Source organism: Streptomyces sp. NPDC007189, assembly GCF_040703635.1.
Lineage (GTDB): Bacteria > Actinomycetota > Actinomycetes > Streptomycetales > Streptomycetaceae > Streptomyces.
In genome coordinates, this window is sequence record NZ_JBEYEY010000009.1 from 1 (window position 1) to 12,127 (window position 12,127).

The 12,127-nt window shown below is 74.0% G+C and carries 8 protein-coding genes and 1 pseudogene; 2 read left to right on the top strand and 7 right to left on the bottom strand.

Annotated elements, in window-relative coordinates; translation table 11 throughout:
• From AB0950_RS19500 to AB0950_RS19530, 7 genes and pseudogenes are all read right to left on the bottom strand, one after another.
• A pseudogene (locus AB0950_RS19500) lies at positions 1–782 on the bottom strand (peptidase M4); the annotation flags it as partial.
• Positions 783–1,063: 281 nt separating this feature from the next.
• Complete coding sequence (locus tag AB0950_RS19505; protein ID WP_360152104.1) at positions 1,064–2,827, bottom strand: ABC transporter ATP-binding protein; 1,764 nt, start codon at positions 2,825–2,827, stop codon at positions 1,064–1,066.
• Positions 2,824–4,566: an ABC transporter ATP-binding protein gene (locus AB0950_RS19510; protein ID WP_366779067.1), complete on the bottom strand. Its 1,743-nt coding sequence runs from the start codon at positions 4,564–4,566 to the stop codon at positions 2,824–2,826. Before AB0950_RS19510 ends, AB0950_RS19505 begins: the two co-directional genes overlap by 4 nt.
• A gap of 106 nt (positions 4,567–4,672) precedes the next feature.
• Positions 4,673–5,317, bottom strand: coding sequence for a response regulator transcription factor (locus AB0950_RS19515; protein WP_360152110.1), 645 nt, complete (start codon positions 5,315–5,317; stop codon positions 4,673–4,675).
• Entirely contained in the window at positions 5,307–6,557 is a 1,251-nt protein-coding gene (locus tag AB0950_RS19520) for a sensor histidine kinase (protein ID WP_360152113.1), read from the bottom strand. The genes AB0950_RS19515 and AB0950_RS19520 overlap by 11 nt, the downstream gene beginning before the upstream one ends.
• A 25-nt stretch (positions 6,558–6,582) precedes the next feature.
• Positions 6,583–7,320 carry an ABC transporter permease gene (locus AB0950_RS19525; RefSeq protein WP_360152116.1) on the bottom strand — a complete coding sequence of 246 codons (738 nt, stop codon included), beginning with the start codon at positions 7,318–7,320 and terminating at the stop codon, positions 6,583–6,585.
• Positions 7,317–8,237 carry an ABC transporter ATP-binding protein gene (locus tag AB0950_RS19530; protein ID WP_360152119.1) on the bottom strand — a complete coding sequence of 307 codons (921 nt, stop codon included), beginning with the start codon at positions 8,235–8,237 and terminating at the stop codon, positions 7,317–7,319. The genes AB0950_RS19525 and AB0950_RS19530 overlap by 4 nt, the downstream gene beginning before the upstream one ends.
• Positions 8,238–8,445: 208 nt before the next feature.
• Between AB0950_RS19530 and AB0950_RS19535 the strand changes: the two genes are divergently transcribed.
• A complete protein-coding gene (locus tag AB0950_RS19535) occupies positions 8,446–10,248 on the top strand; it encodes an ABC transporter ATP-binding protein (protein ID WP_360572835.1) in 1,803 nt (600 codons plus the stop codon).
• Positions 10,245–12,113 (top strand): ABC transporter ATP-binding protein, encoded by a 1,869-nt coding sequence (locus tag AB0950_RS19540; RefSeq protein ID WP_366779068.1) that lies wholly within the window; start codon positions 10,245–10,247, stop codon positions 12,111–12,113. Before AB0950_RS19535 ends, AB0950_RS19540 begins: the two co-directional genes overlap by 4 nt.
• Positions 12,114–12,127: the final 14 nt, after the last annotated feature.

The following is a 12,127-nucleotide window of genomic DNA, read 5'->3' on the forward strand; positions in this document are numbered from 1 at the left end:
TTGTGGCCGCCGCGGGTGCCGTCGGTCAGCGTGTACGTCGAGCCCGACTGGGTCGTCGTCAGCGACACCTGCCCGCTGTAGCGGGTGTTGCCCACGCCGGTCTCGATGCCCTGGTACTCGTACAGCTTCTTGCCGGTGGCGGCGTCGGTGATGACGTACAGCCGGTTCGGGGTGCCGTCGTCCTGCAGGCCGCCGACGACCGTCTCGTAGGCGAGCACGGGCCTGCCGCTCGCCGCCCAGATCACCGTGCGCACGCTGTCCGCCGCGGACCGGGTGCCGCCCCGGGCCTTCGCCCGCTGCACGGCCTGCTTCTCGGCGGCGGCCCTCGGCACGGCCGGGGTGAGGCGGGCCACCTTCAGGGCGGCGCGGGTGGCCTTGACGACCTCCATCGTCTTGCCCGCGTTGTCGCTGTCGACGATCAGGTCGCCGCCGAGCACCGGCAGGCCGGCGTAGGTGCGCTCGTAACGGGTGTGCAGGGTGCCGTCGTTGTCCTTGACGACGTCCTTGACGACCAGCTTCTCCTTGGCGCCGAGCCCGAGGGAGCGGGCGGTGGCGGCCTTGGCGCCGTCGGCGTGGCGGATCAGCGCGACGCGCTGCGAGGGCGTGAGCGCGGCCGCCGTGTGCGCCCTGTCGATCCGGCCGGGCCGGGGCTTCGCCGGTGCGGCCTGGGCCGCGCCCGACTGGACGGCGGCGGCGATCAGGGCGGCGACGCCGGCGAGGGCGACGGTGGCGGTGCGACGCGGGGTGTGGGGGGTGCGTCTGCGAGAGGATCTGCTTCTCAACACTGACTCCTTCTGCGGGCCGCGGGTCGCGCGGCCGGGGAGACCGGACGGTGAGGAGGGGACGTCCGGGCAGAGCAGGGCGGTACGCGGAACCATGTGCAGGCCGGCTCGCACGGAGCAGGTGGGGCTGTGGGGTTGCTGTGAACCGGCTTTGGCAGCGTGACAGGGGATCGGTGGGCCTGTCAGGAGCGCGTCACGAATATGGCCGGAAATGGTTCGTTGACCGGATGTTCATGTTCGGTATGCGAACTGTTCCTGAGGGCACGGGAAATGGGCCGGATTCAGTTCTCCGCCGTGTCTCCGTGCCAGGTCCGCCACAGTGCCGCGTACGCGCCGTCGGCCGTCACCAGGTCCTCGTGTCTGCCCAGTTCCGTCAGGCGGCCGTCCTCCATGACCGCCACCCGGTCGGCGTCGTGGGCCGTGTGCAGGCGGTGCGCGATGGCGATGACCGTACGGCCCTCCAGGACGGCGGCGAGGGCGCGTTCGGCGTGCCGGGCCGTCGTGGGATCCAGCAGCGCGGTCGCCTCGTCCAGGATCAGGGTGTGCGGGTCGGCCAGCACCACGCGGGCCAGGGCGAGTTGCTGGGCCTGGGAGCCGTCGGTGGACCGGCCGCCCGCGCCCAGCCGGGTGTCGAGGCCGTCCGGCAGCTCGCGGACCCAGTCGTCGGCGCCGACCGCGGACAGCGCCGCCCACAGGTCGGCGTCCGTGGCGTCCGGTTCGGCGATCAGCAGGTTGTCGCGGACCGTGCCGAGGAACACGTGGTGCTCCTGCGTCACCAGGACCACCTGGCGGCGCAGCACCTCCGGCTCCAGATCGGCGACCGGCACTCCGCCCACCGTGACCGTACCGGTGCCAGGGCGGTCGATGCCCGCGAGGAGCCTGCTCAGCGTGGTCTTGCCGGCCCCGGACGGGCCCACCACCGCGAGCCGTTCCCCCGGCCGCACCGTCAGGTCCACGCCGCGCAGCACCTCACCGCCGCGCTCATAGGCGTACCGGACCCCGCACACGTCGATACGGTCGTCCACCGGCACGGGGGAGTGCGGCGCGGTGGCGTCGTGGGGCGCCCCCGCAAGACCCTCCACCCGGGCGAACGAGGCGCTGCTGCTCTGCAGTTGCTCCACCCGCATCAGGATCTGGTCCAGCGGCTCGGTGAACTGCCGCAGGTACAGCGCTGCGGCCACCACCGCCCCGACCCCGACCGCGCCCCGCTGGTGCAGCCAGCCGCCGAGCAGCAGCACGCCCGCCACCGGCACGGTGTACGTCACCTCGACCGCCGGGAAGAACACCGTGCGCAGGAACAGCGTGTAGAAGCGGGTACGGCGGGACTCCTCGAGCGTGTCCCGGCTCGCCGTGATCCGCGGCCGGCGCAGCCCGAACGCCTCGACGGTCCGGGCCCCGGCCGCCGTCGAGGCGACGATCTCCGCGACCTGGGAGGTGGCCGCGCCCTCGGCGAGATAGCCGTCCCGGGCCCGCCGCAGATACCAGCGCAGCGCCACCCAGATCGGGGTCAGCCCGAGCACCCCGAACGCCCCGAGCAGCGGGTCGAGCGCGAACACCGCCACCAGCACGAACAGCGCCTGCACGGTGTTGACCAGCAGCTCCGGGCCGACGTCCCGCAGCGTGGTGCCGACGATGGCCACGTCCGCCGTGCCGCGCGCGGTCAGGTCGCCGGTGCCGGCCCGCTCCACCACGGACGCGGGCAGCGTCAGCACCCGCTCGACGTACTCCTCGCGCACCCGGGCCAGCGTCCGCTCCCCGAACCGGTAACCCACGTACCGCGCCCAGCGGGCCAGCAGCAGCTGCACCAGCGCGCACAGCAGGATCCACGGCGCGAGCCGGTCCACCGCGCCGGCCCCCTGCCCGGCCCGCACGTCGTCCACGATCCGCCCGACCAGCCACGGCCCGACCAGCCCCGCGCCCGCCGCCAGGGCGTTCAGCAGCAGCGCGGCGGTGAACGCCCGCCCGTCGGCCCGCACCAGCCGCAGCGCTGCCCGCCGCACCCGCACCCGGTCCGCGACCGGCAGCAGCCCTTCCCCCGCCGTCACCGCCCGACCCCCTCCGTGTCGACGGCCTCCTCCATGTCCGCGACCCCCTCCGCGTCCCGCGCCACCAGTGCCCGGTAACCCGGTTCCGTCGCGAGCAGCCGGCGGTGCGGGCCGCTCGCCGCGACCTTGCCGTCGACCAGGAAGACGACCGTGTCCGCGCGGTCCAGCAGCAGCGGCGACGTGGACGTCACCAGTGTCGTACGGTCCTCCCGTGCCTCACGCAGGCGGTGGGCGACCGTCGCCTCGGTGTGCGCGTCCAGCGCCGAGGTCGGCTCCACCGCCAGCAGCACCTCGGGGTCGGCGAGCAAGGCCCGGACCAGGCGCACGCGTTGGCGCTGGCCGCCCGAGAGGCTGCGGCCCTGGCCGGACACCGGCGAGTCGGGGCCGTCCGGCAGGCCGCGTACGACGTCCTCGGCGGCGGCCGCGTACAGGGCCCGGCCGAGCGCGGCCTCGTCGACACGGCGCCCGGTCGCCACGACCTCCCGCAGCGGCCCCGCGAACAGGTCGGCCTCGTTGTCCGCGACCAGGATCCGCGCGCGCACGTCCGCCAGCGGCACCGCGTCCAGCCGTACCCCGCCCCAGGTGGCGTCGGTCGGCCCGAAGCGGCCCAGCCGGTCGACCACGGCGGCGGCGTCGGCGGGCCGGGCGGCGGCCAGCGCGGTCAGCCGGCCCGGCGCCACCCGCATCCCGGACGCCGGGTCGTGCAGCTCGGCCGGTCCCTCGGGCGCCGGCAGGGTGCCCTCGTCCGGTTCCGGCTGCAGCGCCAGCAGCCGTACCACCCGGCGCGCGGCCACCACGCCCCGGTTCAGGTCGTAGGTCATCTCCACGAAGAACGCCACCGGCCCGATCAGCACGGCGACATAGCCGTAGACCGAGACCAACTCGCCGACGGTGATGGATCCCTGGGCCGCGAGCCGGGCGGCGAGCCAGGTCACCACGGCCAGGAACAGGGTGGGCAGGCCCACGCCGAGCGCCTGCACCCAGCTGGCCACCGCGCCCACCCGGTAGCCCTGGGCGCGCAGCCGCTGCGAGTCCCGCCGGAAGGCGTCCGCGAACAGCCGCTTTCCGCCGAGGCCGTTGAGGACGCGCAGCCCGCCCGCGAGGTCGCCGATGCGCGCGGTGAGCACGCCCTGCCGCTCCCGGTAGACGCTCTCCGCGCCCTGCAGCCGCAGCGTGAGCGGGCCGGTGACCAGGGCGAGCACCGGCAGCCCGAGCAGGACGACGGCGGCGAGCGGCGCCGAGACCGTCAGCAGCAGCCCGGCCACCACCACGTACACCACGGCCGAGCCGACGCCCGGCCCGACCACGGTCAGCGCCTGCGAGACGGTCTTCACGTCGCCGACCCCGATGGTCACCACCTCACCGGCCCCGGCCCGGCGCGACAGCGCGGCCCCCAGCCGCACCACCTGCCCCATGACCACCTTCACCGTGCGGAAGTAGGCGTCCATCCGCACCCGGGTCATCGTGCGGTGCCGCATGATGCTCAGCCAGGCGTTCACCGACCCCACCGCGAACATCACCGCGGACCAGGCCGCCAGTACCCCCGGCCGCCCCGGCACCAGCCCCTCGTCCACGGCCCGCGCCATCAGATACGGCTGCGCGGCCAGCAGCACCATCCACACACTGCCCAGCAGCGCCCCGGCCACCGAGCGGCCCGGCTGGCGCAGCACCAGCCACCACAGATACCGCCAGCCGCCGCGCGCGTCGGGCGTGCCCGGATCCTCGTACGCGTCGATCATCCATCCCCCGATCGGCTCGCCCCGCCGGCAGACACCGAACCTATCGGGGCCGGGCAAGCGCTTCCACGGAATATCGGACGCCGAGGGCCCGTCCGGCCCTGCGGGCCTAGCCGAGGATGCCCCGGTCGTACGCCGCCGCCACCGCCGCCGCGCGGTCGTTGACGCCGAGCTTGGCGTACAGATGGGTGAGGTGGGTCTTCACCGTCGCCTCGCTGATGAACAGCTCGCGGGCGATCTCCCGGTTCGACGTGCCCCTGGCTACCAGGGCCAGCACCTCGCGCTCGCGCGCGGACAGCGGCTCGGCACCGGGCCCGCGGGGGGTGCGGACCGCGTGGACCAGGCGGGAGGCGACGGCCGGGGAGAGCACCGTACGGCCCTCGGCGGCGGCGCGGACGGCGGTGAACAGCTCGTCGCGCGGCGCGTCCTTGAGGAGATAGCCGGTCGCGCCCGCCTCGATCGCGGGCAGGGTGTCGGAGTCGGTGTCGTACGTGGTGAGGACCAGCACCTTCGCGCGGGCGCCGCGCCGGGCCAGTTCGCGGATCGCCTCCACGCCGGAACCGCCGGGCATGCGCAGGTCCATGAGGACCACGTCCGGGTCCAGGGCCGTGGCCCGGGCCACCGCCTCGATGCCGTTCGCGGCCTCCCCGAGCACCCGGAAGCCGGGGGCGGACTCGAACATGCCGCGCAGACCGTCGCGTACCACCGGGTGGTCGTCGACGATCAGCAGGGAGATCACGGTCTCAGCGGTCATCGCGGACCAACGGTACGCGAGCCGACACCGCCGTGCCGTGCCCCGGCTCCGACTCGACGGTGAGCAGGCCCGCGATCCGCTCGGCGCGGGCCCGCATGCCGTCCAGGCCGAAGCCCCCGCTGCGGGTGCGTTCCGGTACGGCGGCCGGGTCGAAGCCGGTGCCGTCGTCGCGGATGTCGAGCGAGACCTCGTCGCCCATGAAGGACAGGGTCACCCCGACCCGGGTGGCGCGGGCGTGCCGGGCCGCGTTGGACAGGGCCTCCTGGGCGATGCGCAGCAGGGTCGCGGACACCTCGTCGTGGAGTTGCTCGGCGGTGCCGGTGACGGTGAACTCGGCGCGCACGCCGGTACGTTCGCCCCATTCGGTGACCGTCTTCTTCAGCGCCTCCGGCAGCCCGTCGGCGGCGAGGGCGACCGGCGCCAGGTTGTGCACCGAGCGGCGGGCCTCGCCCAGGCTGTGCCGGGCCAGCGTGGAGGCGCGCTCCAGGTGGGTGCGGGCGGTGTCCAGGTCGGGGGCGCCCGCGACGACCTGGAGCTGGGCGATGATCCCGGTCAGGCCCTGCGCGATGGTGTCGTGGATCTCGGCGGCGAGCCGGCGCCGCTCGTCGGCCACGCCCGCCTCCCGCGCCTGGAGGAGGAGCTGGGCGTGCAGCGCCGCGTTCTCGTCCAGGGCCTGCTGCAACGCCGTGTTGGTGCGCTCCAGTTCGGCGATGGTGTCGGCCTGGACGCGGGAGCGTTCCTGCTCCTGCTCGGCGTACCGGGTGAACACACTGACCATGCTCATGTTGACGGCCAGGACCAGGAAGAAGCCGACCCACAGGATCAGCCCGTGCGGCGGCCAGCCGCCGATCTCGCTGCCCGCCATGGTGACGGCGGTCAGGAACAGCCCGGGCATCACCAGCCGGCGCGGCAGCTCCCGGGCCGCGGTGTAGTAGCCGGTCACCGCGTAGAAGGCGAAGAACGGGTTGGCCCAGGTCAGGACGAAGGCGATGGCCCAGCGCAGCGCGTAGAGGCAGACACCGGCCCGGCTCGGGCCCGGCCGCCTGTGCCGCAGCCTGCCCCACACCAGCTGGAGCACGACGGCCGCGGGCACCAGGACGGCGCAGAGGATCATCCCGGGCCGGTTCATCCCGGTCAGGGGAGCGGACAGGGCCGCCGCGACGGCACCGGCGGCCAGCAGCGCCCAGGGCCCCCACGTGTCGAAGGAGGCCCGGGGCTGCTGCTGCCCGGCGTGCGTCATTCCCCCAGTGTCCGGCACGGCCCGCTCACTCCCAGCGGAACCAGCGGGCGGCGCCCGCCGTCAGCAGGACGGTCCACAGCGCCAGCACCCCCAGGTGGTCCCAGCCGGGCCAGTGTCCGGCCGCCGCCTCGCCCAGGGCGCGGGCCGCCGCGCCGAACGGGGTGAGCTGCACCACCCGCGCCAGCGTGTGCGGCATCGCCTGGACCGGCAGCCACACGCCCGCGCAGAACATCATCGGGAAGAACACCGCCGAGCCGATCGCGCTCGCCATCTTCGTGGTCCGGGACAGCGCCGAGACCAGGGAGCCGAGCGCGAGCGCCGACGCGGCCGTGAGCAGCAGGGCCAGCAGATACCCGGCCGGCTGCCTCGGCAGCGTCACGCCGAAGGCGAGCCGGCCGACGGCGAGCGCGAGCAGCGCCGAGGCCAGCGCCACCGTGCCCTGCACCGCCATCTGCGCGGTCAGCAGGGCGGAGGGCCGTACGGGGGTGAGCCGCATCCGGCGCAGCACGCCCCGCTCCCGGTGGCCGGTCAGGGCCTGCGGCAGGGACTGCACCCCGGACATGATGAGCGCGATCAGCACGGCGACGGGGACGTAGGCGTCGACCAGCCGCAGCCCGCCGCCGAGCGAGTCGTCCGTCTGGCGGAACGACGGGATCGAGCCGAGGATCACCAGCAGGAGCGTCGGGAAAAGGAAGATCCAGAAGACGGCGCCGGGTTCGCGGCGGAACAGGCGGAACTCGGTGCGCAGGACGGCGGTGTTCATGCCGCGGCCTCCTTCGTCCGGTCGTCGGTCAGGTCGAGGAACGCGTCGTCCAGGGTGGCGTCGAGGACGCGCAGCTGATGGGCGGTGACGCGGTGCCGGGCCAGCAGCGTGACGACCGCGTTCACGGTCTCGTCGGTGCCGGAGAGCGTGATCCGGCCGTCCTTGCGCTCGATCGAGGCGACGGCCGGGAGGGCGGCGAGGTCGTCGTCGTCCAGCGGGGCCGACGGGGTGAAGCTGATGACGGTGGCGCCCGCCGAGCGGCGGATGAGCCCGGCCGGGGTGTCCAGGGCGGCCACCCGCCCCTTGTCGATCACCGCGATCCGGTCGCAGAGCCGCTGCGCCTCCTCCATGAAGTGGGTGACGAGCAGCACGGTGACGCCGCCGGCGCGGACGTCCTCGATCAGCTGCCAGGTGTCGCGGCGGGCACGCGGGTCGAGGCCGGTGGTCAGCTCGTCCAGCACGACGATGCGCGGCCTGCCGACGAGGGCGAGCGCGATGAACAGCCGCTGCCGCTGCCCGCCGGACAGCTTGGCGAACCGGGTGCCGAGCTTCTCGGCGAGCCCGAGGCGTTCGGCGAGCGGCCGCCAGTCGGCCGCGTCCGGATAGAAGGAGGCGTACAGCTGAAGTGCCTCGCGCACGGTCAGCTTGGGCTGCAGCTCGCTCTGCTGGAGCTGCGCGCCGAGGATCCCGGCGACCTCGTCGTGGTCGGCGACGGGATCCAGGCCCGCGACCCGGACCCGGCCGGCGTCGGGGACCCGCAGCCCCTCGACGCACTCCACGGTGGTGGTCTTGCCGGCGCCGTTCGGGCCGAGGATCCCGAAGATCTCGCCCTCCTCGACGGCGAAGGAGACACCGTCGACCACGGCCCGGCCGCCGTACGACTTGCGCAGATCGGTGACTTCGATGACGGATGGCATGCTCCGAGACTCCCGCGGGGCAGGGGCCCGGCACATCGGCCGGCCCGCTCGAAGCGGCATCGTCCGATCGGTTGATGCCGGGCTACGACTCCGCCCGCGACGGCGTCGTACGACGGGTCGAACGCGCAGGTCGTAGGACCAGCGACCGAGCCCGGTCCGGCCAAAACTCGGTGGGCGATGTCAGTGCCGGTCCGTACGCTCGCCAGTGATGCCCACGACACGTGCAACCACCGAGGACCGCTCCGCCGTTCGCACCCTGCTGCGGCTGTGGCCGTACGTCCGCCCCGTGCGCGCGCGGCTGTTCACGGCCGCGTTCGTCGCGATCGTCGCCTCCTGCACCGGGCTGGTGATCCCGCTCGTGCTGAAGTGGATCGTGGACGGGCCGGTCGCCGGCCGGGACCCGGCCGGAGTCTGGCTCGGCGCGCTGTATCTGCTCCTGCTCGGAATCGCCGAGGCGGTGCTGTTCGGCATACGGCGCTGGTTGGTGGCCCGCCCGCTGTCGCACGTCGAGGCGGAGATGCGGGCGGCCCTGTACGGCCGGCTGCAGCGGCTGCCCGTCGCCTTCCACGACCGGTGGGCCTCCGGCCAGCTGCTGTCGCGCGGCACCACCGATCTGATGCTGCTGCGCATGTTCCTGGCCTTCCCGCTGACGTTCCTGCTGGTCAACGGGGTCACCATCCTCGTCGGCGTGATCATCATGCTGCTGCAGGACTGGGTGCTGGGACTGGTCATCCTCGGTCCCGCGATCCCGGTGATGTGGACCTGCGCGGTCTTCGAGCGGCGGTACGCGCTGGTGGCGCGGCGCGCGCAGGACCAGGTGGGCGACCTGACGACGGTCGTCGAGGAGAGCGTGCTCGGCATCCGCATCATCAAGGGCTTCGGCCGGCACCGCAGCCAGGCCCGGGCGTTCCGCGAACTGGCGCTCACCCTGCGCGGCACGGAGCTGCACAAGGCGCGGCTGCTGGCGGTGATCTGGGGCGTCATCGTGACCCTGCCGGAGCTGGCCATCGGGGCGGCGCTGGTGCTGGGCGCCGTCCGGGTGGCCGACGGCGGGCTGTCGGCGGGCACGCTGGTCGCCTTCCTGAGCACCGCCCTCGCGCTGCGCTGGCCGGTGGACTCCATCGGGTTCCTGCTGGCGATGAGCCAGGAGGCGGCCACGGCGACGGAGCGGTACTTCGAGGTGATGGACGAGGCGCCGGAGGACGACTCTCCGCGACCCGGCCGGCACGGGCGGGCGCAACCCACCGACGCCGGCCTGCGGTTCGAGAACGTCTCGTTCCGCTACCCCGACGCACCCCCCGGCTCCCCGCCCCTGCTCACCGGCATCGACCTGCACATCCGCCCCGGCGAGTCCATGGCCCTCGTCGGGGCCACCGGCAGCGGGAAGACGACGCTCACCGCCCTCGTCCCGCGCCTGCACGAGGTCACCTCCGGCCGGATCACCCTCGACGGCGTCGACATCGCGGCGATGCCCCGCGAGGAACTGCGCGCGAAGGTCGCCGTCGCCTTCGAGGAACCCACCCTGTTCTCCACGAGCGTCGGAGACAACGTCCTCATGGGCGCCCCGGACGGCGCCGGGAAGCCGGACCTGGACCGGGCGCTCGGCGTCGCGCAGGCCGAGTTCGCGCACGCCCTCCCGCAGGGCACCGACACCCGCGTCGGCGAACAGGGCCTGAGCCTCTCCGGCGGCCAGCGGCAGCGCCTCGCACTGGCCCGCGCCGTGGTCGGCAGACCGGAGTTCCTGGTGCTGGACGACCCGCTGTCCGCCCTGGACGTGCACACGGAGGCCGCCGTGGAGGCCGCGCTGCGCCGGGTCCTCGCCGACACCACCGCGCTGATCGTGGCCCACCGCCCGTCGACGGTGCTCCTCGCCGACCGGGTCGCCCTGCTCTCCGGCGGCCGGATCGCCGCCGTCGGCACCCACCAGGAACTGCTGCGCAGCAACGCCGAGTACGCACACCTGATGTCCGGCGAACCCGCGTACGCCGGGGATACGGAGGACTCCCGTTGACGACCACGACCGCCTCCACCCCCACCGCCGAAGACGACGAACTCCCCGGCCCGCACCGGGACGGCGACGGCGGCGGTGACGTCTTCGACCGGGACGTCCTGCCCGCCCCGCCCGGCGCCACGGCCGCCCTGCTGCGCTCCCTGCTCGCACCGCTGAAGGCGCGGGTCGCGGTGACCACGCTGGTGCTGCTGTTGCAGCAGGCGGCGGTGCAGGCCGGCCCGCTGCTGGTGGCGTACGCCATCGACAACGCCGTACCGGCGTTCCGGGACCACCGGCACGGCCCGCTGATCGCGGTCGCCGCCGGCTATCTGCTGTGCGCGCTGCTCTCCGGCACGCTGCAGTTCGCGTTCATCGGGGCGTCCGCGCGGGTCAGCCAGGACGTGCTGCTGGATCTGCGGGGCCGGATCTTCCGGCACGCGCAGGCGCTGAGCATCGACTTCCACGAGCGGTACACGTCCGGGCGGCTGATCTCCCGCTCCACCACGGACGTGGAGTCGCTGCGCGAACTGCTCGACGACGGCCTGCAGGAACTGGTGACCGTCGTGCTGTCCTTCGTCTACATCTCGGCGATGCTGCTCTGGCTGGACCTCGGCCTGGGCGCGGTGGCGGTGGCCTCCTTCGTACCGCTGTACCTGCTGGTCCGGCTCTACCAGCGCAGGGCGGCCCGGGTGTACGGGGCGCGGTCCACGGCGATCGCCAAGGTGATCGTGAAGTTCGTGGAGACGATGAACGGCATCCGCCCGGTGCGCGCCTTCCGCCGGGAGGCCGCGAACGACGCCGAGTTCGCCGTGCTCAACCGGCGGCACGAGCGCACGAACGGCGACGCCCTGCTGGAGATGGCCCGCTATGTGGTCGGTTCCCGGCTGGTGGCGAACACGGCGGTCGCGGGCATCGTGCTGTGGGGCGCCTACCGGGTGGCGTCCGGCTCGCTGGAGCTCGGCGTGCTGGCGGCGTCGGTGCTGTATCTGCGGCGGCTGTACGACCCGATCGACCGGCTGGGGATGTTCCTGAACTCGTACCAGTCGGCGGCCGCCTCCCTGGAGAAGATCGCCGGGCTGCTGGCGCAGACCCCGTCCGTGCCGGAGCCGGCGTCGCCACGCGAACTCCCGCCGCTGAAGGGCGAGTTTCCGGGGCGTGAGGTCGTCTTCGAGGGTGTCCGGTTCTCCTACCGCACCGGCGGCGAGGTGCTGCCCCGCTTCGCTCTGACCCTGCCCGCCGGGCAGACGGTCGCCGTGGTCGGCTCCACGGGCGCCGGCAAGTCCACGCTCGCCAAGCTCCTCGCCCGCTTCTACGACCCCACCGAGGGCCGGGTCCTGCTCGACGGGGTCGATCTGCGCGAGCTGCCCGGGCCGGAACTGCGGCGCGGGGTGGTCATGGTGACCCAGGAGGCGTTCCTGTTCTCCGGCACGGTCGCCGACAACATCGCGATCGGCCGGCCCGACGCGGCCCGGGAGGAGATCGAGCGGGCGGCGAAGGCGATCGGCGCGCACGAGTTCATCAGCGCGCTGCCCGACGGCTACGACACCGACGTGCGCAAGCGCGGCGGCCGTATCTCGGCGGGGCAGCGCCAACTCGTTGCCTTCGCCCGGGCGTTGCTCGCCGACCCGGCGGTGCTGATCCTGGACGAGGCGACCAGCTCCCTGGACATCCCTGGCGAACGGGCCGTGCAGCGGGCGATGGCGACGGTGCTGCGGGGCCGTACGGCGGTGGTGATCGCCCACCGGCTGTCGACCGTGGAGATCGCCGACCGGGTGCTGGTGATGGAGCACGGCCGGATCGTGGAGGACGGCCGCCCCGAGGAACTGATCGCCGGCACCGGCCGGTTCGCGGACCTGCACAGGGCGTGGCGGGACAGCCTGGCCTGAGGGTCGGGGCCGCC

What these genes read in the sequence shown, in the direction of transcription:
- AB0950_RS19510 (WP_366779067.1), bottom strand. Translation starts at nt 4,566, where the DNA reads ATGATCGACGCGTACGAGGATCCGGGCACGCCCGACGCGCGCGGCGGC.
- AB0950_RS19515 (WP_360152110.1), bottom strand. Translation starts at nt 5,317, where the DNA reads ATGACCGCTGAGACCGTGATCTCCCTGCTGATCGTCGACGACCACCCG.
- AB0950_RS19520 (WP_360152113.1), bottom strand. Translation starts at nt 6,557, where the DNA reads ATGACGCACGCCGGGCAGCAGCAGCCCCGGGCCTCCTTCGACACGTGG.
- AB0950_RS19525 (WP_360152116.1), bottom strand. Translation starts at nt 7,320, where the DNA reads ATGAACACCGCCGTCCTGCGCACCGAGTTCCGCCTGTTCCGCCGCGAA.
- AB0950_RS19530 (WP_360152119.1), bottom strand. Translation starts at nt 8,237, where the DNA reads ATGCCATCCGTCATCGAAGTCACCGATCTGCGCAAGTCGTACGGCGGC.
- AB0950_RS19535 (WP_360572835.1), top strand. Translation starts at nt 8,446, where the DNA reads ATGCCCACGACACGTGCAACCACCGAGGACCGCTCCGCCGTTCGCACC.